This window comes from Paenibacillus sp. FSL R7-0026, assembly GCF_038004485.1.
GTDB classification, from domain to species: Bacteria; Bacillota; Bacilli; order Paenibacillales; family Paenibacillaceae; genus Paenibacillus; species Paenibacillus xylanexedens_A.
In genome coordinates this window covers 4,692,596-4,713,681 of sequence record NZ_JBBORG010000001.1, presented here as the reverse complement: position 1 = coordinate 4,713,681, position 21,086 = coordinate 4,692,596, and the positions used below count along the sequence as shown (strand labels likewise).

16 protein-coding genes are annotated in these 21,086 nt (G+C 46.2%); 12 read left to right on the top strand and 4 right to left on the bottom strand.

Annotation, left to right across the window (positions count from 1 at the left end; translation table 11 throughout):
- The first annotated feature begins 9 nt into the window (after positions 1 to 9).
- The 4 genes from MKY44_RS20720 (at position 10) to MKY44_RS20705 (ending at position 2,633) form a co-directional block, all read left to right on the top strand.
- Positions 10 to 336 carry a hypothetical protein gene (locus MKY44_RS20720; protein WP_341008388.1) on the top strand — a complete coding sequence of 109 codons (327 nt, stop codon included), beginning with the start codon at positions 10 to 12 and terminating at the stop codon, positions 334 to 336.
- Between the two features lie 161 nt (positions 337 to 497).
- The gene (locus tag MKY44_RS20715; RefSeq protein WP_341008387.1) at positions 498 to 773 is read left to right on the top strand and encodes a hypothetical protein; all 276 of its coding nucleotides are present in this window, start codon (positions 498 to 500) and stop codon (positions 771 to 773) included.
- A 179-nt stretch (positions 774 to 952) separates the two neighbouring features.
- On the top strand, positions 953 to 1,501 hold the full coding sequence (locus MKY44_RS20710; RefSeq protein WP_341008386.1) for a sigma-70 family RNA polymerase sigma factor: 549 nt from the start codon (positions 953 to 955) through the stop codon (positions 1,499 to 1,501).
- Positions 1,491 to 2,633, top strand: a complete 1,143-nt coding sequence (locus MKY44_RS20705) for a DUF4179 domain-containing protein (protein ID WP_341008385.1) — start codon at positions 1,491 to 1,493, stop codon at positions 2,631 to 2,633. The genes MKY44_RS20710 and MKY44_RS20705 overlap by 11 nt, the downstream gene beginning before the upstream one ends.
- Before the next feature lie 124 nt (positions 2,634 to 2,757).
- On the opposite strand, the gene MKY44_RS20700 is transcribed toward MKY44_RS20705, so the two are convergent.
- Complete coding sequence (locus MKY44_RS20700; protein WP_341008384.1) at positions 2,758 to 4,743, bottom strand: beta-galactosidase; 1,986 nt, start codon at positions 4,741 to 4,743, stop codon at positions 2,758 to 2,760.
- Positions 4,744 to 4,857: 114 nt separating this feature from the next.
- On the opposite strand from MKY44_RS20700, the gene MKY44_RS20695 reads away from it, so the two are divergent.
- The 4 genes from MKY44_RS20695 (at position 4,858) to MKY44_RS20680 (ending at position 10,227) form a co-directional block, all read left to right on the top strand.
- The gene (locus MKY44_RS20695) at positions 4,858 to 5,700 is read left to right on the top strand and encodes an AraC family transcriptional regulator (protein WP_341008383.1); all 843 of its coding nucleotides are present in this window, start codon (positions 4,858 to 4,860) and stop codon (positions 5,698 to 5,700) included.
- Positions 5,701 to 5,990: 290 nt separating this feature from the next.
- Positions 5,991 to 7,034: a pectate lyase family protein gene (locus tag MKY44_RS20690; protein WP_445255250.1), complete on the top strand. Its 1,044-nt coding sequence runs from the start codon at positions 5,991 to 5,993 to the stop codon at positions 7,032 to 7,034.
- 307 nt (positions 7,035 to 7,341) lie between these two features.
- A complete protein-coding gene (locus MKY44_RS20685; protein WP_341008382.1) occupies positions 7,342 to 8,820 on the top strand; it encodes a methyl-accepting chemotaxis protein in 1,479 nt (492 codons plus the stop codon).
- A gap of 183 nt (positions 8,821 to 9,003) precedes the next feature.
- Positions 9,004 to 10,227 carry a GNAT family N-acetyltransferase gene (locus MKY44_RS20680; protein ID WP_341008381.1) on the top strand — a complete coding sequence of 408 codons (1,224 nt, stop codon included), beginning with the start codon at positions 9,004 to 9,006 and terminating at the stop codon, positions 10,225 to 10,227.
- 125 nt (positions 10,228 to 10,352) lie between these two features.
- Here MKY44_RS20680 and MKY44_RS20675 read toward each other — a convergent pair whose 3' ends face one another.
- Together MKY44_RS20675 and MKY44_RS20670 are read right to left on the bottom strand one after the other, a co-directional pair.
- Positions 10,353 to 10,718: a VOC family protein gene (locus MKY44_RS20675; protein ID WP_341008380.1), complete on the bottom strand. Its 366-nt coding sequence runs from the start codon at positions 10,716 to 10,718 to the stop codon at positions 10,353 to 10,355.
- Positions 10,719 to 10,873: 155 nt separating this feature from the next.
- Positions 10,874 to 12,526: an alkaline phosphatase gene (locus MKY44_RS20670; RefSeq protein ID WP_341008379.1), complete on the bottom strand. Its 1,653-nt coding sequence runs from the start codon at positions 12,524 to 12,526 to the stop codon at positions 10,874 to 10,876.
- Between the two features lie 228 nt (positions 12,527 to 12,754).
- On the opposite strand from MKY44_RS20670, the gene MKY44_RS20665 reads away from it, so the two are divergent.
- From MKY44_RS20665 to MKY44_RS20655, 3 genes are all read left to right on the top strand, one after another.
- Positions 12,755 to 14,668: a helix-turn-helix domain-containing protein gene (locus MKY44_RS20665; RefSeq protein ID WP_341008377.1), complete on the top strand. Its 1,914-nt coding sequence runs from the start codon at positions 12,755 to 12,757 to the stop codon at positions 14,666 to 14,668.
- 618 nt (positions 14,669 to 15,286) lie between these two features.
- A complete protein-coding gene (locus MKY44_RS20660) occupies positions 15,287 to 17,530 on the top strand; it encodes a carboxylesterase/lipase family protein (RefSeq protein WP_341008376.1) in 2,244 nt (747 codons plus the stop codon).
- Positions 17,531 to 17,673: 143 nt separating this feature from the next.
- On the top strand, positions 17,674 to 17,886 hold the full coding sequence (locus MKY44_RS20655) for a hypothetical protein (RefSeq protein WP_341008375.1): 213 nt from the start codon (positions 17,674 to 17,676) through the stop codon (positions 17,884 to 17,886).
- A 133-nt stretch (positions 17,887 to 18,019) separates the two neighbouring features.
- On the opposite strand, the gene MKY44_RS20650 is transcribed toward MKY44_RS20655, so the two are convergent.
- The gene (locus MKY44_RS20650) at positions 18,020 to 19,606 is read right to left on the bottom strand and encodes a choice-of-anchor I domain-containing protein (protein WP_341008374.1); all 1,587 of its coding nucleotides are present in this window, start codon (positions 19,604 to 19,606) and stop codon (positions 18,020 to 18,022) included.
- A 320-nt stretch (positions 19,607 to 19,926) separates the two neighbouring features.
- Between MKY44_RS20650 and MKY44_RS20645 the strand changes: the two genes are divergently transcribed.
- Complete coding sequence (locus tag MKY44_RS20645) at positions 19,927 to 20,886, top strand: helix-turn-helix transcriptional regulator (protein ID WP_341008372.1); 960 nt, start codon at positions 19,927 to 19,929, stop codon at positions 20,884 to 20,886.
- Positions 20,887 to 21,086 lie beyond the last annotated feature (200 nt).

Sequence of the window (21,086 nt, the reverse complement as noted above, 5' to 3'; positions counted from 1 at the left end):
GTTGTACATATGGGCTGGGAATATGGGATCGGAACAACGGAGCCTGCAATTTTACCGGAAGTCGTGAAGCGTCTGACAAGTGCATTAACGTTTACCAACATGTACAGCTTAGAACACCATGCCAACGGCTTTGTATTGAAACGTGAAGATCCTTCCTGGCCTAGAGCCCTTGAAGTGTGGATAGAAGAGGCTTCCGGGTTAGAAGAGGTTGTGGATGGGGAGTCATATATCTACTGTTTGTTTCATATCTGGGGTGAGGAGGCGCGGGGCTGGATGCAACAGATGGAGCAGGAAACCAGGCAGGTTGATGATGGTTTAATCTGGTTTGAACTCTGAACGGTAGTAGATTTGCCTGAAACAGGAGGATTCTATATGGCTAAAAATCAAAGAGGAATATTCCTACGCTCATATACCAGTATCAAGGTCCACAGCGGAATGTGGGTTTTGTTTTATCCGCTTTATACATAGAAGAATCGGTTGAAGTAGAGATGGAAGACATGCTGTTCATATATAATGAAGACTTTGACTATATTCGTCCTGCATTGGATCGTACATTTCCCTTAATTGACCCGCGAACTGGAGAAGAGATGAAGGCACTTGATTCCTGCTGGGAGAATCCGATTACGAAGGATGTGTGGGTGGGGATTTTATCAGAGCTGGATCAACAGGTGGTTGCAGAGCCTGAATTACGGAACTTTTTGAATCAGTTTACAGCTTGGGTGAAAAACCATCTGCAATTGGCCGACGGGATCGAAGTCACCGGCAATTTGTAAGTTAGTTGATCTTGGATTGTTCATTCGTGTACGTAATTCAGTATACCGGCGGCCGAAGTGCTATGTAATCAAGCTCCCTCATAATGATGGCGGAGCTTTTTTGATGAACAAATATTAAAAACCGTTTGCTTCACTCACCCGTCTTATACCACAGAAAGAGAGAGAAGGAGGGATGCGGGGTGGAAACAAAAGCAGAGATGAACCAGAGGATATATGTACAGACTGAAGACGAGACGGCATTTGTGCAATCCATTATGGAACATCAAGATACGCTCATTTCCATCGCCTACAGTTACCTGCGTAATCGGCAAGATGCGCTGGAAGCTGTGCAGGAGATGACGTGCCGGGCTTGGATCAAACGTCGTACGCTGAATAATGAGAAGGCGTTCAAGTCGTGGATCATTCGGATTCTCATCTATGTCTGCATCGATGAACAGAGGCGCCGCAAGCGGGCGACACCTCTGGCCAAGGAGAATCTGGAGGACAGCATTCCGGCGTCTTGGATGATCAGTGTAGATGATAATCGAATCGCTATGGAATCTCTTTTGCAAAAGGTGAAACCAAAATATCGCCATGTATTATTGCTGAAATATTATAACGACATGACACTGACGGATATTGCCTCCATCCTCGGCAAACCGGAAGGTACGATCAAGACCTGGCAGCACAAGGGACTCCAACAGTTGCGCAAGTTGATGAGGAATAGGAGGGATTGGCATGACCACTAACCCGGAGGAGAAAGCACTTCTTGCAGACGCATATCAGGTGAAAAGAGAGAAACAGCACTGGAATCCGGCGGACACGACTGCCGCAATTCAACGTGGTCTCGCAAAGGCCAGAACAAAACGATCAGGTAGGACTGTTCGTATCAAATGGATCACGGCAGTGCTAGTCACGGTTCTGGCTGCGGGTTGGTTTCTTATAGGCCCGCTTGGAAACTATGGGCAACAACCGGCAACATATACTGAGCCTGTGACCCATTGGGGAGTACTTGAACCCTTTCGTGAGTTGGCAACTTCGGATATGGACCGTGCAACGATTACTTCAACGCTCAATAATGGTTATGTGCAACTCGTGGATCGGACGGTGACATCAGGAATATATCAGTTTACCGTGAACGCGGTTATGGCGGATGAGAACAGGATAACCGTATTGTATACCGCCAGAACGGATGCTTCGCAAGAGATTTATTCGATAGTCAATACCAAGATGACGGATGCAAAAACAGGTTATGTCCTTGATAACGGAAATATAGGAGGTATGCATTTTTCGAATGATAAACATACCATTTATGGCCGGAATACAATTGAGCGTAATCGAAATAAACCACTGCCTGAGCAAGTGAATCTTCAATTCCAGCTTTCTTCCGTTGTTCCAGATGTGGTGGGAAATTCAGAAAAAGGGGAAAAGGAACGAAAATATAAATATTCCAAAAAAATGAATCTTTCTTTTGCACTGGATCCCAAGTTCTCTATCCCCAAAACGGAAATCATCAACGTTAATCGGACCTTTACCGTTGGGGGTCATGAAGTTACGTTGTCCGAAGTGGAATTATCACCGCTTATGACTCGGGTTAGAATTGTTTTTGAGCCGGAGCAAGAGATCGATTACAAAACGAAGTTGTCGATCAGTGAAGTCGTTCAGCCTCTTGAGATTGTAACTACCACTAAAAACGGGAAACAGACCAAGTTATCCATGGTAGGCGGGAGCGGAACGGAAGACGGAATGATGTATTCTTTCAGTAGCAATCTGTTGGACCATCCGGAGTCCATGGTATTAAAACTTCGTGGTAAACCAGATAAGGTCTATGATGATTTGCAGGAAGCCAAGAAGGATGAACTGGAAATCAAAATCAAATAAGATGAACTAACTGGCAATACTCTTATTCAGATTAGGTGGATGTTAGTGAAAGCAGAGAAGGGATGTCCCTCAAGGTTGTAAGCCTTGTGAGACATCCCTTCTTAAATAAGAAAAGCTGCTGATCTTATACAGTTATAATATCTACTCCCAGAGCTGGAAGAGTCAACTTCTGATCCAATCTCTCGTTAGTCAACAAGCTGCGATAAGGAACGTCCAGCGTAATCTCTCGTTGCTCATTCATCAAATTGATCAGGAAGAGGAAATTTTGCTCCCCCTTCGTTCGAATCGACAGCTCGACACCTTCCGGCAACTGGATTTTGGGCGCCAAATCCTTTTCCTTCAATATGCCTTCAAACAGCTGATAGAAATAAGATGGCTCGGGCCAAGTGCCGACATAATACACTTCACCTTCACCAAGCTTATTGACAGTAACCGCCGGTACACCCTCATAAAAGTCGTTGTCATACCAGGCGATCGGCTCTGCCCCTCGCAGTTCCAGTAGATCACACCATTGCTTTGTAGCGAATGTCTTGCCCTCCGCGTTCCGTATCCGATGCTCACTGTTGCCGATGGCATCATATTCACTTACGACAATACCCGCCGCTTCAGCCAGTAGCCCAGGCAGAGGCAACATCTCACATACATTCCTCATGTTCTTCACGCCAGTCCGATTGGTGAGGACAACCGTACCGCCCTTGGCTGCGAATCGCTCCAGTTGTTGTGCTACTTCTTCACTTAACAGGAAGAGGGAAGGGACAACGACCAGCTTGTACCCATCGAGCTCCTCGGTCCAATTGATAACGTCTGTACCTACGCCCATTTTAAGAAATGCATTATGCATTGAGGACAGGTTGTCTATATAGTGCATTCCCCCTTCCGCCTGCGGCTGAAGGGAAAGCGCCGTGTGCTGATCATGCGAATGCAGAATCGCAACTTGGGTAACAATGGTCGAGTCGGCCAGCATTTCTCCTAACTGGTTCACCTCGCGAGTAAGCTCCGCGAACTCCCTGAACCTGCGTCCAGGAACATTGCTGTGGTCGATCAGTCCATGCCAAAACTGCTCTGCTCCCACGGTAGCACTCCGCCAGCGGAAATGCACGACCATATCCGCACCGCGGGCGATTGTCTGCCAGGAGCGAGCTCGGATCAGTCCAGGATACGGGGTGCGCTGAATCGGCATCCAGGCGCCCTGCGCTCCGCTGAGCTGTTCCATTACCCAGAAATTCCGGCGTTTGATGCCACGAACCAAGTCCAGCGTAAGCGCTCCGTTTCTCGGAAACCGATCGCCATAATCGCGATACAGCTCATTCGGATAATAATCGACAGAGACGAAGTCCAATTCGTTGTGCATATCATAATAGTCCAGGCTATTCGGATATTGCCACATGTTATGCGTCACGAATTGGCCTGGACAGTTACGGCGTAAAATCTCAAGCTGCCATCCCAGCAGATAGCCTACGCTGTCAGAACAAAATCGCTTGTACTCCAGAAGATAGGAAGGATTCATCGGTTTGCTGGCACCGAGTGGTGTTGTTACCTCAGCCCAGCTGCTGTACTCACCACTCCAGACGACTGTACCCCACTCCCGGTTCAATTCCTCCAGATTGGAATAACGCTTTTGCAGCCAAGCGACAAATGCACGATTACATGTATCACAATGGCACTCCTGGTAGTGCATCTCGTTATCGATTTGCCAGCCTATGACGGCGGGATGCTTACCATAGCGCTGTGATATCGCTTCCACAAATTTGGAGCCCAGCATTCTCAAGGAAGGGCTGTTGTTGCAACGATGTCCACGCACACCTGGCCGAATGATGTGGCGTTGCTCATCCATGGGCAGCACATCCGGATAACGGGTAGTCATCCAGTTTGGCGGGGTATTGGTGGGGGTGCATAACACAATTTCCATACCACGCGAAGCGAATACTTCTATAGCCGCATCCAGCCATTCAAACTGATAATTACCCTCAGTCGGTTCCATTCGGCTCCAGGCGAACTCCGCCATTCGCACAACTGCAACCCCTGTCTCTTGCATAAGTACGGCATCTTTCTCCCATAACTCCGGGGTCCATTGCTCTGGATAATAATCAATTCCGATCTTAATTGTCATCCTGTGATCTCCTTTATTTATCAATATATTGCGATTATATGTTATATTAATTCGAGTGAATATCTTAAATAATTAATATGATATAACAATATTAAGATCAGGAGAGTTAGTCGTATGCCTCATCCCAATCGTAATTTTCCGGTGTTATCTGCCCGAGACAAGTTGCTCCCTTTTTATTTACTTGGCATCGGCCTGCATCATGAACAGGAGCATATCCGCCGAGACCAAGGCATTGAGGATTATCAGTGGATACAATGCCGCAGCGGTGTGGGTAAGCTCAAGCTCAGTGAAACGGAACATATTGTCAAGCCAGGTGTGGGCATGCTGTTATTCCCTGGACAGAAGCACGAATACTATGCGCTATCCGGCAGTTGGGAAGTCGACTGGATCATTTTCGATGGCAACGGGACAGCAAGCTTGTTTGAAACCGTTGGCATTGTCGACACATGCGTATACACGCTTGCACAGCCTGAATACCTTCTATCCCGAATGCGGGAGCTGCTACAAGCTGCCTTAACACCACAAGAGCAGACATTAAGCAATTACGCCTGCTCCGCTGTCCTCTATACCTTATTGACAGAGATTATTCAACGCGTATCTGTTGAGGGCAGCGATACCGTCGGACAGCAGTATGAGCGAATAAAGCCGGTTCTGGACTATATTGAACAACATTATGCTGAAGAGATTACTTTGCCAACGCTTGCCGGATTGATCTGTGTCACACCAGAATATTTCTGTCATTTGTTTAAGAAAACGACAGGTATTCGTCCCATCAGCTATGTTAATCAGGTAAGAGTCAACAAGAGCAAGGAACTGCTGCTCGATAATGTGCAACGCGGGATGGAGGATATCGCTCGTCAAGTCGGTTTCGAATCGACCAGCTATTATGGAGCCATCTTCAAGAAGCTGGAACGAATCACACCTGGCGCCTTCCGCCGCAGCTATCAGAAGTCGTGACATATTATTATCCGCAAGCGGATGGTTTTTCGTCAGAGGCTTTAGGAACTGATCCAAGGGTGGATCAGTTCCAAGTTGGATCACATAGTACTCGTTAATAGAGCCGCTAATTAGCGGCTCAATTTTGTGTGAACGAATGGCCTGGTTTTATGTTTTTTCACTATATCTGATCTGCTGTTGCATAAAAATGATAATTGTTGTCTTTTTGCAATTTTTGTATTGTCACAGCCAAAGTTACACGATATAATCGAGTTGTCTTTGAGGATAATATTATAAAGGATGGTGAAATTTTGAAGAAATTTTCGATGCTTTTACTCGCTCTAACTCTATTGTTGTTAACTGTCTCCACAGCCCCGTCTACATATGGTGCGGCCAGTTATCCAAACACAGGTACGAACGGGTTGACTGGTTTTGCAGGCAGTGCCAAGAATGAAAATGGTGTATCCAAGTCAGCTACGACAGGTGGTAAGAACGGTCAGGTGGTTTACGTTAGTAATCTCAATGACTTGAGAACACATATGGCGGGCTCTACAGCCAAGATTGTCGTCGTTGAACAGAATATTTCTTCCTCCACGCTACAAAAGGTTGAATTTGGAGCGAACAAGACACTTGTAGGTTCCTTTGGCAAACATACATTAACGAATATTCATTTCAGATCCACAAGCAGTTCAAGCAATGTGATTTTTCAGAATCTGACTTTTGAACACGCTTCCAATATTAATGCCAATGATGATATCCAGATGTATATCACTTCAGGCTCCAATTACTGGATTGATCATGTGACGTTTGCTGGTCACAGCTACAGCTCTGGCGGTAGTGATCTGGACAAACTTCTGTATATTGGCGATCGCGCCGACTATATTACGATTAGCAATTCCAAATTTGCGAACCATAAGTATGGCGTCATCCTCGGTCATCCGAATGATGGTAACAGCAGTTACAATGGAGTACCTCATGTGACGATGTCCAACAATTATTTTGAAAATTTATATGTACGTGGTCCTGGACTTTTAAGATATGGTTACTTCCATCTCAAAAACAACTATGCAAACAACTTTAATCAGGCCATCACAATTGGTGAAAAAGCACGAATTTATTCCGAAAACAATTACTTTGGTGCTGGCGCTGAAAAGGGTGGCATCCTGGATGACAAAGGAAAAGGTGAGTTTACGGATACAGGAAGTACACCAGCGCTTAATAGTCCGACTTCTCCTAAAACGAACTGGAGACCAAGCTCCAATTACAGTTATCAAGTAGAGAGTGCCAGCTACGCGCGTGAGTTCGTCACCAAGTATGCAGGCTCCTCCAATACGACACTTGTATTCGGAAAATAAGACCTTGTATTCATGTTTATTGGCGTAACCAAGAAGCCTTTCTTGTACGTAACAGCGTATAAGACGGGCTTTTTTTGTTTTATTTGATATGGGAGTATATTAATTGACAGTTAATATTTAATTTTGTATCCGGAATACCGATATACATAATGTAGCGCTGCTTTCATGTTTGTGAAGTAACATTGTACTATGGCGGTGGCCTGAGCGTTGCGTTGAAATATGCACGAGAGCAAACCTTAAAGAGGCCGATGTGAGTGCGAGTATGCCCTACAATCGTAAGTTATTTTATCTAAAGGACGGGGTATGCATGAATCGTATTGACGAAATTATATGGAAACGGAACAAGATCATCAGCATCATTCTATGGGTTGTATTAATTGTAGGATTTTCTGTAGCTTTAATTGAGCCCAAGTTATTTATTTCCAATGGTGTTGTGGTCTTGTATGGAATCTGGCTCGCTTATGCAAACGCCAAAAAGAAGCACATTCATCTCATTCCTTGGGTGAACACCGTGCTGATCTCGTTGTGTGGGGTATTCGCCGGATGGGGAAGTGTTGAACCGCTGCTGGCCATTCTCATCTCTTCGATCTTGCTTATTTATCCAAACAAAAAATTGTTTGTCATCGGATTTTCGGTTATGCTCGCAAACAACATTCTTCAACTTGTGATTATTCCTACAACAACTCAGGATCAGTTTGTGACTAATGCAATCAATTTAGGAATGTTCGCCGTTACGGGCGGAATCTTGTTCATGGTGTCCTATCTGAACCAAAAGCTCTTTCATGAAAGTGAAAAAAGATGGAGCGAGGTCGAAGCGTCGCGGACCCGCGTGGAAACGATGCTGGAACGGGTCAAGGAGTCTGTTGGCGGACTATCTCGTTATACGGATCAATTGAAGCAAAAGGTGGATTCAACAGGTTCCATTACCCATGAAGTGACCCTGGGATTCAGTGAAGTTGCCAAAGGCGTGGAGTTCCAGGCAACCAGTGTCGCCGACATTTCGGAATCCTTAGCTGTATCGGATCAGCATATTAAGGACGTTGCGTTGTATTCCCAACAGATGAAAGAGTTGTCTGCAAGTATGGCAACGAGCACGCAAACAGGAAGCGAACATATGGACCAACTGAATATTCAGATGCAAGATCTATATGAAACGATCAATACAACTGCAAATGATATGCGAAAGTTCAATGAGGAAAGTGAATCCATGACGCTTATGCTGAACAGCATAGCGGATATTGCAACTCAGACCAACCTGCTCGCACTTAATGCAGCCATTGAAGCGGCTCGTGCAGGCGAGCATGGACGCGGGTTTGCCGTTGTATCAGAGGAAGTACGCAAGCTGGCCGAGAGCTCGGGTAAGTCTGCGAACGATATTTCAACCATTCTGTCTCGATTAAAAGGACAAACGCAGGCACTGACAGATCGATTCGAACGTATTCGTCTATCGTTACAGCACGGAAGAGACAGTGTGCAAACGGCAGATGAAGTGTTCCGTACGATCAACAGCAACTCTCAGCATGTGTTGAATCAAGCGACAGATATTGAGATTAGTTCGGCTACAATGAAGGAATCTTCCACCAGAGTAGTGAATGAGGTTTCCGAGATTTCAAGTGTAACGGAGCAATCCAGTGCAGCGACAGAAGAGATTCTGGCGAGCATGGAAGAACAACGTAACCTGACACAGAAGATGGTAGAGAGCTTTGGAGAATTGGAGCAACTGATTGTGAACCTGAATGAGTTAGTCTCGGATCATCAGGCTTCTTCCGTTGCGAACAAAAATTAATAATTAATAGTTGGGAGCCTGTCGGTGCGTATTTATCGTGCTAGACGGGCTTTTTTTCGTCTAGAATACAGCTTGATACCGGCATTTTTTTCCTATACAGTGTTGTGTAGAGTATGAAGAGCGTAGAACTAAAAATGTAAATGGTAGTTAAAAGAAGATGTTACCTCATGGGGGAGTAAAAGCTTGAAGAATAAAGGAATGAAAGATAGATTGGACTGTGATGACCGTACATATGAGGTTAGGAATGATAATAACACTGAACGCGTGCGTCTTTATGATCAGCATTCGTTCAAAGACATGGACTGGCCCGATACAGAGGACGGCAGATATGCCAGGGCTTATCTGGAACCTATGATGCTGGACGGGACCCAAAGCTTTGTGTCCAACGTGGAAACGACATTGCTGCTCGCCCGGATTGATGATCTCGTTTTTCCGCTGACCGTGAACGATAAAGAGTATGATAATGCTTATGTCTGTTCGCCATACACGCATTACGTGAGCTACGCCAAGCAGGAATTAAGCATGTTGCAGAAGCCCATGTTGGAAAAAGCTCTTTCTACGCTGCTCAGTCTAATAGGTTGGGGAATGAAGCAATCACAGATCAACAAAGTTGTGCATGTGAACAACTGGTTGTTGTCTACGAATCTGTATCCAGCCATGTCTGGTGAACAGGCAGCTTGTTTGCTTGAAACGCTACAAGAGCGATACCCTGAACATGTCATTGTGTTTCGCTCCTTGTGCCCGGGACTTCATCCCGATCTGACAGCGAGGCTAACGGAAGCGGGGTGTCGACTGATTCCGAGCCGACAAATCTACCTGTACCAAGCGCATGATCCGAATTTTGGCAACTCGAAGTCGCGCTGGTTGCTGAAGCGGGATTTCGAATTATTGGCCAAGCACGATTACGAATTCGTTTCCGAGTCAGATATGACGGATGCAGATATTCCGCGAATTGTGGAGCTATACAAGCTGTTATACCTTGAAAAATACTCCTATCACAATCCGCAGTTTACCGAGCGGTTCATTGCTACTGCGATGGCATCAGGAACACTCAGACTCTATGGACTGCGAAAGGAGGGGCGCCTGGACGCGGTGATGGGTTATTTCTGCCGAAATGGAATCATGACAACCCCGCTGTTTGGTTACGATACGGCGGTGTCTCAGTCCGTCGGACTATACCGCATGTTATCGGTTTGTCTGATCGGACAGGCTCGCGAGAACGGCAATCTGTTACATGAGAGCGCCGGGGCTGCGCAGTTCAAACGCAATCGCGGTGCTGTGGCGGATTTTGAGTATTCGGCTGTGTATGAGCGCCACCTTCCATGGGGCAGACGCTGGTGCTGGCTGCTGCTTGATCGGTTGTTGAATCGCATAGGTGTGCCGCTGATGCGCCGCATGAAGCTGTAAACAGACATAAAGCTTACCGATACCACACCATTTTGAGGTAGTGTGTGCATGTATGCAGTTTTAGCTTCACACATGCACACCAAACTGGTCATAGTGATACGCACACTCATTTCACACTCGCCTAATTAGAAATGCTCTGCGAGTTGCACCTCGAAGCCATCTGGATCTGTAATGTAAATAAACCGCAGATGAGGATTGGGCTGGATGGGGCCGCGCACAATCGGAATATTCAGCTCTGCCAGTCGTTCCATGGCTTCATCCAGCGAGTTCACCTCATAGCCGATTGACACGCCGGCCTCTGGTTTAAGAATGGATTCACTGCCCTCAATTAGTTCCAGCTTAGCTTCATTCTCCTTGCCCAGCATGGCAATCTGCCGTCCACGGCTTTCGAATCTGCGCTGAATGGGAAGTCCAAGCATGTCGTGGTAGAACCCGAGTGAAGCTTCCAAATTACTGACCCTCAGCGTGATCCAGTTTAATTTGATCAACATGGGTGAATCTCTCCTTTTTCTTACATGATATGTATTTTTGTTACGTTCATTATACGATAGGCGTTAGCAGGAACCTACTCCTTATCAGTAAACAATAAAATAGCTGCCGAAATATTCGGCAGCCAGATGGTGTAATCTCCGGTCATTTTAACGAATTATTGAATCAGATCAACGGCCGTTTGTGGTACAAATGCCTCTACACCGTTATAAACAATGACACCCTCCAAAGTTGTCTTTTTGCCGTTTACCAGTGCAATATTTTTGTAGATTTGCAGTTCCAGCTTGGTGTTGCCTTTTGTTACGAGGATCTTCGGATTTTTAGCGTCAGTCAGGTCCAGTTTGTACGTCGCACCTTTGGCTGTAAATGCCTGTTTGGCAGGTACAAACAATTGTTTGCTCACGCTGTCGAGATCCAGATCCAGTACTCGTGCCATATATTTGGCGACATCCGTGTTATCAATTACACCGAATGGACGGTCATTGTTCGGAGCATATGTGTACAAGACGACATCTCCACCTGTATGACCACCGGTTGTCCAACCGATCCCTGCACGTTTGCTGATCATTGGACCGATTGCATAGTTAAGACTGCCCGGCTCAGCCGCTTTAATGGTGGCAACCTCCTCGGAAGTCAGATCGGTAATACCATAATATTGTTTCATCACTGCTTTGATGTTTGTGCGCTTGGCATTCAACTTCGCTTCAACGCCCTCACCAGTCAGCTTGGCCTTTTTCAAAGGTCCGATAAATGTGGACAACGGCTCTTTGTCATAAGTGCCAGTTGTGGAGGCATTACCGATCGTGAGTCCACCGTTCTGATGGTCAGTTACAGCCACAACGGCAGTTTCTCCATCTGCTTTGGCAAAATCCATGGCTACTTTTACGGCATCATCAAAAGCCAGCACGTCACTGATAATACCAATCGGATCATTGGCGTGAGCTGCCCAGTCCACTTTACTGCCTTCGACCATCAGGAAGAAGCCGTCTTCGTCTTTGGACAGAACTTCAATGGCTTTGGATGTCATCTCGGCAAGGCTTGGCTGCTTCGCAGGATCACGGTCCATATTGTAAGCCATACCTGCGGGTGCAAACATACCCCACAGTTTGTTCGAATCGGATGCTTTCATTCCATCTGGTGTAGTGACGTAATCGTAACCCAGTGCCTTGATGGACGAAATCAGATTCTCGCCGTCTTTACGTCCGGCTGGCTCAAGATATTTGCTACCTCCACCCAACACAACATCCATGCCATTGTAGACTTGTTGTTTGCTGAGTGCATCATAGTTTTTGCGGTCCGGATAGTGAGAGGAGAAGTCCGCTGGTGTGGCGTGCATAATCTCGGATGTAGCGATAATGCCAGTTGCTTTACCCGCCAGTTTGGATGCTTCCAGCACGGAAGCAACAGGTTTTCTTTCGTCTCCAGGCGCAATAGCCTTCTGTCCAGGCATAGTAGCTTTGTCCGGCAGTACACCGACAAATCCGGTATGAGATTTATAACCTGTAGCAAAAGCGGTTCCGGCAGGGGCCGAGTCGGCAATCGGCGCATCGGCGGAGTGTGTTCGAACCATGCCGCTTGCCATGGAGTCCAGTGTCAGGGACGAGCCCTTATACCAACGAGCCAGAGCGGTAGCATCGTTAGCCATACCGTCAGGAATCAGAATGATCACATTTTTAATCGGTGATGCAGATGTCGTTGAGGTGGTGTCTTCCACAGCCCACGCTGCACTGCTACCTCCGAGTGTAGCCGTAACAATTGTTGTCACCGCGAGCATCATTTTGGCTGCACGGACATTAAACCGGTTTAACATGAATGCATCCTCCTAGAATATATGTATAGTTGGTATCCCAAACCAAGTGTATACAACAATTGCTAAACTAACGTATGAAATGGGTTAACTATATGTAAAATTTACGATTAGTGAAGGGTGCTGGAATTCCGGTGAACTGGACAAAGTGAGGACCACTCTTGTATGTTAAGGAGAAAATCGGACTAGGGAATGAACCTCGTCTAATGATCGGCTTTGAGGTGGTTTGTAATGAAAGAATGGTCAGAAGCCATTCAGTGGTGGAATAAAAATCAGGTGAAGCTCATGGACATTCGTCATCTGGTCTTGAAGCCGGGACAGGCAATTAAGCCGTATGTTTTGCCAGCCCATGCTTTTTTGCTGATGGTCAGAGGAGAAGCCATTGTTCATATGGGCAAAGAAAAGCTCAGGTCCACCCAGACGCAGGTTCTGCATGGTGTCAAAGGCACAACTATACATATCCATTGTCTGGATCTCCCCTTGGAATATTATCTTATTTTATATAAATCCCAGCCAGGCTTCACTGGTACTGACCCGTCGAGAGCGGAAAACGTACAACAGGAGTATAAATTTTCCCCGCAGCAGTATCATTTTGCAGCAACATATCCGCTGTCGCTAATTCCCATAATGGAGAGAATGCATGAATGCTGGGCAAGCTGCGAAGAATTGGACAGGTTGCAGGTTACAGGACTGTTGTATCAGTTTGTATACGAACAGTTTCGCCAATGGAAGCAGGCGAGTGATCAGGTAGCTGATCCTCCAGAATTAGCCGAGCAGATTGCAGCATACATTCAGGAGCACTACGCACATCCCGTGTCCATGGAGGAGATGGCGGCCCAATTTCATTACAGCAGTCATTATCTGGCACGGGTATTCAAGCGCAGGTTCGGATGCAGTCCGATGGATTACGTCATCCAAACCCGGATGAACCAAGCCAAAGTATTGCTAACAGAGACAGAGGCTCAGATTCGTGATGTGGCTGAGAGCGTTGGATATAAAGATTTGTACTACTTTAGCCGAATCTTCAAACGAATGATGGGAGAAACTCCCGCTCAATATAAAATGCACAGTCATCTGCTTAAAGGTTCCAATCGTACCAATAAGAAGTCGGAATCGTTCATTGCTGGAGAACTCACACAACGCTATATTGATAATAACGATAATCATTATCAATACAACACTTGGAGCGTGAATGACTTGAATGTTCGTTTTAAGCCTACTTTGGCGGTCAGTTTATTATTCAGTTTATCCCTGCTGTTAGCAGCTTGCGGGGGAGGAGCTGATCCACAGTCAACAGCAATTGAAGATGCTTCACTGCCTGCAACCAAAATGTATACCGACGCATCGGGGAGAACGGTTGAGATTCCAGCTCAATCTGCCAAACCGGTTGTGATCACATATGGTGGGTATTTGCTGCCACTCGGAATGAAGCCGGCGGGTGCCAACAAGGAAACACTGGATCTGTACCCGGAAGAGATGGCTAATGTACCGGATATCGGCTCAGGAACGGGGAACGTAGAAGTGGTCTCGGATCTGGAGCCAGATCTGATCATCGTACCTGATTATACAAGCACGGAAGTGATCGGTACCTATGAGAAAATTGCGCCCACGATTACGGTAGCTTGGGGCGGTGACCCGGATGTCATCAACACCCTGAGAACGATGGGTGAGATTATGGATCGGAAAGAGGAAGCAGAGCGATGGATTGCTACTTTTGAAGATAAATTGAAGGGAATTCGGGATGAACTGAACATCAATATTGAACCGGGAACCACGGCCATGTCCTTCGTCATCTATAACAAGGAGGTATTACTTGGGGGAGAAGGTGGCACATTGGGCAAGCTGATATACCAGGATTTCGGATTTGACATGCCTGAACAGTACAAAGCCTATGCAGATGGTGGAACCGTGCTCTCATTGGAGAAGCTGGCGGATAAACCTGCAGACTACTTCTTCACCCAGATGGATGATGAAGAGATGGAGCAGATGATGGAGCTATTCAATGAGCCGGTGTATCAGAGTATTCCTGCGATCAAAAATAATCGGATTATTAATGTATCTCGCAACTATTGGAATTATGGACCGTATCTGGTCGACAAGGGGCTAGATAGCCTGATTGAGCAAGTGAGCAAGCTACAGGAATAAAAAAACATTTCATTCTACAAATTTGACGCAAATCACGTCATATCAGAGCAGGTTCATAGGTGGATGCGCCTATGGCCTGTTTTGTTATATCGTCGGTTCTGATTCGATGTGGTATGGAACTTGCAGAGCTTATTTTTAATGTTACCTCTGTCAGGAGTTCTATGATGACGTTCTAAAAAAAGATATTGCGAACGCTTACATTATGTGCTAACATCACCATAACAACAGGATTGTAACCGTGTTTAGGGCAATACCTGTGTCAGTTCATTCGTTGGTTTTTTAGTTATCAATCGATTGATTGCGTTTACATTTTCATATGGAATGAGCCTCATTCCTCAGGGTTGTTACTGATTGCAGGCAAAACCTGAATTGAGGGCAGTAGACCACGCTAAAGCGATGTCTGTTTGCCTTCGGTTCAGGTTTTTTTATATAAGAAAAATGCCTGATGGCATGACCGCAAGCGCCGTAGCAGATATTTCGAGCAGAAAGGAGCGCAGCAGATTTAATTTATCATAAAAAGAGATATAGAGTCATCCAGACATTGGAATACTGAAAAGATGCGCATTTCCAATGAACTTATCCCATCACACACTATTCGACAGCGAGGAGATTTATGACATGAAAACCATTAAACGTTCGATTGCCGTAGCAACAATTTTGGGGTTATGTGTATCCGCTCTACCAGCTTATGCAGCAGGCAATACAGCAACCTCTTCTTCAGCAGCGATGGACAAGCTGATCCAATCCGAGCTTATTCGCGGCAGCGGTCAAGGTGTTAATGCAGCTTATCTGAACAAAAAGGCTACACGCATTCAGGCCGCAGTACTTTACTTGCGTTTGTCCGGATTGGAGAAAGAAGCACTCGCTTATCAGGGATCGGAAACGTACGACGATGCGGCTCAGGCAGGCAAAGTATTGCAACCGGTCGTTGGTTACTTGAAGCAGCATCCGTATGTGGCTGAGATCGTAACAGGAACGGAGAAGTTTGAACCTAATGCGCCACTTACAGCGGAAGGATATGCCGAAATGCTGCTGAAGGTGCTAGGATATGAAGCAGGTACAGATTATGAACAGGGAGCGGCTTCCACCTATGCGGCTGGGAAAGGAATCAAGGCACTTCAAGGGAAGGGCGCGAGTCAACTTACCAACCGTCTGATGGCCGAGGCAACCGCACAAGCTTTGCAGACACAGCTCAAGAATGGCAGTGGAACCTTGGAACAGAGCTGGTTGAAACATAAAGAAGCTGGGGCGTTCCGACCTCAAACGGTGCAACAGACCAAGTATGGCGCGATTGATGGCAAAACCTATAAGCAATATGGCACGCTCGGCTGGCTCGGTGTTCCTTATGCGGCACCTCCGGTAGGGGAACTGCGCTGGAAAGCCCCGCAAGAACCGGAATCATGGACAGGAACCAGATCGGCTAAGGAATTTGCAGCGAACAGCTTGCAGATCTCCGGTAAAAATACAGTAGGCAGCGAGGATTCTTTGTATCTCAATATCTGGCGTCCCGACACAACCAGTTCAAAACTTCCGGTTATGGTGTTCCTGCACGGCGGCGGGAATATGACCGGATCAGGAAAAGATTTTCAGGGTGAACAGCTTGCACGGAGCACCAACAGCATCATTATCTCGGTGAACTACCGTTTGGGAGCTCTCGGATTCTTCGAGAATGCAGCGCTGAAAACAGGCAATGCCCTGGATGACTCAGGTAACTACGGTCTGCTCGACGCATTCCGTGCACTGGAGTGGGTACAGGATAATATCGAAGGTTTTGGCGGAGATACAGGCAATGTTACATTAGCCGGACAATCTGCTGGTGCACGTGATGTGCTGGCAACCCTGATCTCTCCACTTAGCAAAGGATTGTATCAAAAAGCAGTTGCTTTCAGCGGAGGATTGACGACAGCATCACCGGAAGAAGGCGAGCAAAAATCCGAGGATGTACTTGTGAAGCTACTCGTGCAAGAGGGGAAAGCGGCTAATGCAGAAGAAGCCAAAACATGGATTGGCAAGCAATCTCAGGCACAGCTGGAGAGTTACCTGCGTGCACTGCCTGCGGACAAGTTGGTCACAGCATTTGGTGCAACCGCAATCCGTATGGAACCATTCCCGCATCTGTTCCGGGATGGTACAGTGATTCCAAAAGAAGGATTTGACGCCATCAATAATGGCAATTACACAAAAGTTCCTTTATTGCTCGGCAGCCTGGAAACGGAGTTCTCCGGATTTGCTTTCGGTGATCCAAACTTCTCTCCATCGATTACGGATGGAACCCTGTTTACTGACAAAACCAAGGCGGAGCAATATGCTGCTGCGTTGAAATACGGTAGCGAAGCTTATGCAGGCTTTAATGCAGAGCGTGTAGCAGAACAATTGACAAGGGAAGCAGGTCAGCCGCCGGTATATGCGTATCGTTTTGCATGGGGCACACAACCTGGGGTCATCTCTGAGCGTTTGCTTACATTACTGGGCGCACCACATGGTGCGGATATGGACTTCTATACAGGACACGCAGACGGAATTGCTGCTTATTTCCCTGATGGGTACTTTAGCGATACAAACAAACCAGGACGTGATCAGTTGTCCGCCGCGATGGCAGCATATCTGAAGCAGTTCCTGTACACAGGCAATCCAGGTACGGGTGGATCACCTGATCTGGCGGCATGGACACCTTGGACGAAAGATGCCCAAGCCCCAATCATGCGTCTGGATGCAAGCAATACAACGGCAGAGATTGGCATGTCCACACAATATAATCAAGGCAAAGACGCCGTTATGGCAAAGATGAAAAAAGAATTGCCTGAAGAAACGTATAAACTGTTGACGGAAAAAGTGTTCGCAGGTCGTTTCTTCTGGGAATAAGGATCACCGGATAGGAAGGTATATAGATAAATTGAAAGCCAAGGGAGCGTGCTCTCTTGGCTTTTTGTACTGTTCGTCATACTTAAATATGGTATTGTTGTAAATATAAATTAATAGAATGTCGGAAAGGGGAAACGTACATTATGGATGGAGTTAGTAATTTTGGTATTGCAGGTATTATAACGCTATTAATTTTCTTTATTATGATTGGTCTTGTAGTATATCTGGTTTTCTATCTTGTGATGAAGCGGTTTGGCGCCAAAGAGGAAGTATCCGCATTGAGGATGGAAGTACGAGTGTTACAAGAGGAAGTAGAGCGGAACAGGCGGGAATTGGAAAATATGAAGCGTCGATAACCTTTGCAGCATTATATGTGGGTACGTGGAATAGCGCGTACCATATTATGAGAGGATAGGGGCTTTTCGCCCCCACCTACTCAATACAACGTGACACCGCTCATTCAGCCTTTACATACCGAGGGCACTCGAACTATTTCTTGGAAAAAAAACTAAGTGTTCCCGTGCTTTCATCTGCACTCACAAACAGGCTGCGTCCGTTAACACGATGAATTCCCTCTGGTGATTCTCCGGCTGTAGGAATCAGACCTAGGTAGTCCGGATTGACCGGATCAGCAAGATCAAAGAACAAAATGGCATCTGCCCGTTCGGAAGCTACGGCTGCATACGTAGTGCCGTCTACAGTAGCAACGGTCAGGTTCTCGACTTCGCTGCCTTTGTTGGGACTGCGATCATCGGGATACAAGCCAACCATGGCAGTTGCCTCGTCAATAAGGTTCTGGCTATCGTAGATCCGCTGGCCTTGCAGATCCCAGACAGCAATATTACGTCCGCCTGCTTTTACACCATCCTCAAATTCATTCTTGCCCAAGTCCCCTTCGTTAGCTGTCAGCAGGTATTTACCATCTGCCGAGAAAGCAATTCCATCCGGTTCATAACGAGCGGTCAACGTCTCTTTAAACTGAACGATACCGTCATCTTTCAGATCCGCTTGATGTGAAGTAGTACCTAGAGCGAAGATTGAGCTGATCTTTTTTGTCTCCAGATCTACGATGGCAACGACATTGTTTTCCTGTAACGTGATGGCTGCTGTTTTACTATCTGGACTAATGGCAACATACTCCGGTTGTGGATCATGCGGATAGATGGCACCTTTTACATTGTCCAGAGATACTGGCAAGTTGGTGATCTCACCCTCCAATACGTTCCCGCCAGCAAAAGATACAACCATAATGCTACCCGGACGTTTGGTGTTGGCATAGTCAATTTCATCCGCAGCTTTATTCAGCTCTTCATCCTCTATGGCGATCACTGCATGCTGACCGTCTGGTGACAGTGCAATCGAGTCAGGACCAATGCCCAGTTCATACGTTTTGACGGTTTTGTAGGTTGTCAGATCCACAATGGCAAGCAACCCTTTGTTTGCTTCACTGTCTGTATCCCCTGTACGAATAACAGCAAGACCGTATTTACCATCTTTGGACACGGTTACGCTTGTAACTTCAGCTTTGGCGGAAAGGTCATGGAAGCTGACCGTCTTCAATACGTTGATGTTTTTCAAGTCAGCAATGTCCAGTACGGAAATGCTGCCATTGTCTGCTTCGGTTACGAGCAGGCGCTGTCCATCTGGCGTAGAGGCTGATATTTCTGCTTTTCCTCCAGGCATCTGAAACGATGCGGTCTGTTCAAAACCGGTTTTATTTTGTTTCAGGATCAGTTGATCCGTAATTAATTTTAGCGTTTGTGGAGATACATACGTTGTACCTTTGGTGATGTAGCTTTTACTGTCCAAAGGAGTTTTCACACCGTTGATGGTGGCTGATGACGTTCCTATAGGAAGTTGTACTTTAGTATCTGCGATCTGGATATCAACACTGCGACTGCTTCCGTTCCATGTGACCGTACCCTGCATATTTTGGATGGCTGTGCGCAGTACGACATGATCGTTGGCGGGTTTAGTTGCGTCAGCGGCATGGACCATTGATGTGTAGCTGGTTGCTCCTGCGCTAAGAATGGCTGTCATCGACAGAACGGCAAGCCATTGATTTCTCTTTTTCAAAGTTCCAGATCCCCTTTATCGTTTCGTGTGTGATGGTGTGTACAATTGTTTTAGTATAGGGAGCTAATGTTAAGGAGAGGTAAGAGAAGTCTGCGATTTGTGTAAAAGGTTAGATAAGAGATATTTTTCCAAATTGGATATGTAAGTTAGTGTATAAAATGATGTTGCCACATGAAGAAAAAAGCAGACGTGAACCTTCATATATATAGGACTGGTCGAACGGGAGAAAATACGCTAGAATTATAATTGAGAATCATTATCAATTAATTCGGACTTTCTTTACTGACAAGTCTGATCAAGATATAGGCGAGGTGAATACCATGCGCACGGATGATGCATTAGGCGTAGTATATCAGCATTACCTGACCCAGGAACCTTACAGTCAGCAAGATGAACACACGTATCTGCTCTCTCCCAAGGCGGGTAGCGGTAAGGTCAAAAGAGTGACAACTTACAGTGGCATTGAGATTTTATATTCCCAGGTTGAATATCATCAGCCTTATCCTACGTATTTTGCGTCCGATACACCCATTGTGGAATTGCAATTTGCCTTGTCAGGAGAGCGACATGTGGATATATCCGGTCAGGACTATTCATTATCGATAGGGCAAGGGGCCCTTATTTTTATGCATGATTTCGAAGCGTGGTTCCATCCTCCGGCAAGGGAGCTGTATACGTCCTTTTCGCTGGGGATTCCAGTTTCTCTGTTCAATTATGCTGCGGCGCAACTGGGCGGTTTCAAGTCGATTGCGTTTAATCAGGTATTGGGGCGAAAGGTGTTCAAGCCAATTGTATTTCAATTGGATAACCGGATACGAACGATGATCGACAATTTGATTGTGGAATTAAACAATAGTTATCGATCATCCTTAATGATGGAAGCGACAGCGTTGGAAATCTTGAATCGATTTATGATCCAATTGTTTGATTTGGCGCCAATCCCCGCGGGATTCTCCAGAGAGGACATCCGGAAGTTACATACGGCACGGGAGATTATGGAGGCCTGTATGGTAGATCCTCCATCTTTGCTAGCATTGTCCAGACAAGTAGGTCTTAACGATTTTAAATTAAAAAAAGGATTCAAGGCCCTTTACGGAAGCACGGTCTTCGAATATTTGCGTCAGGTTCGTCTCGACAACGCCATGAAGTTGCTGCGCAATCAGAATAACAACGTCACCGAGGCCGCGATTGCGGTTGGTTACAGTAATGTCAGTGCCTTTTCGCAGCAATTTTATCGCAAATTCGGCGTGAAGCCCTCTGAAATGAAAAAGATTTATTAAATAAGATGAACTGAAACATTACACAAGAACGAAGAGTGCAGAACCAGTCTGGAGAAGCAGAGCGTTCGCCTTTATCAACGGATTTCTCCCTTTAATAGAAGGGAATCACAGAAATCCGGTGATAACAGCGATCGGAAGATGGTACTGCAATCGTAGTGGTCTGGTGTAACATTTTATGGGTTGAACTTATTTAAAATAAA

Coding starts and splice junctions, on each gene's coding strand:
- MKY44_RS20685 (WP_341008382.1), top strand. CDS start 7,342: ATGAATCGTATTGACGAAATTATATGGAAACGGAACAAGATCATCAGC.
- MKY44_RS20670 (WP_341008379.1), bottom strand. CDS start 12,526: ATGTTAAACCGGTTTAATGTCCGTGCAGCCAAAATGATGCTCGCGGTG.
- MKY44_RS20700 (WP_341008384.1), bottom strand. CDS start 4,743: ATGACAATTAAGATCGGAATTGATTATTATCCAGAGCAATGGACCCCG.
- MKY44_RS20665 (WP_341008377.1), top strand. CDS start 12,755: ATGAAAGAATGGTCAGAAGCCATTCAGTGGTGGAATAAAAATCAGGTG.
- MKY44_RS20715 (WP_341008387.1), top strand. CDS start 498: ATGCTGTTCATATATAATGAAGACTTTGACTATATTCGTCCTGCATTG.
- MKY44_RS20660 (WP_341008376.1), top strand. CDS start 15,287: ATGAAAACCATTAAACGTTCGATTGCCGTAGCAACAATTTTGGGGTTA.
- MKY44_RS20645 (WP_341008372.1), top strand. CDS start 19,927: ATGCGCACGGATGATGCATTAGGCGTAGTATATCAGCATTACCTGACC.
- MKY44_RS20675 (WP_341008380.1), bottom strand. CDS start 10,718: ATGTTGATCAAATTAAACTGGATCACGCTGAGGGTCAGTAATTTGGAA.
- MKY44_RS20720 (WP_341008388.1), top strand. CDS start 10: ATGGGCTGGGAATATGGGATCGGAACAACGGAGCCTGCAATTTTACCG.
- MKY44_RS20695 (WP_341008383.1), top strand. CDS start 4,858: ATGCCTCATCCCAATCGTAATTTTCCGGTGTTATCTGCCCGAGACAAG.
- MKY44_RS20705 (WP_341008385.1), top strand. CDS start 1,491: ATGACCACTAACCCGGAGGAGAAAGCACTTCTTGCAGACGCATATCAG.
- MKY44_RS20655 (WP_341008375.1), top strand. CDS start 17,674: ATGGATGGAGTTAGTAATTTTGGTATTGCAGGTATTATAACGCTATTA.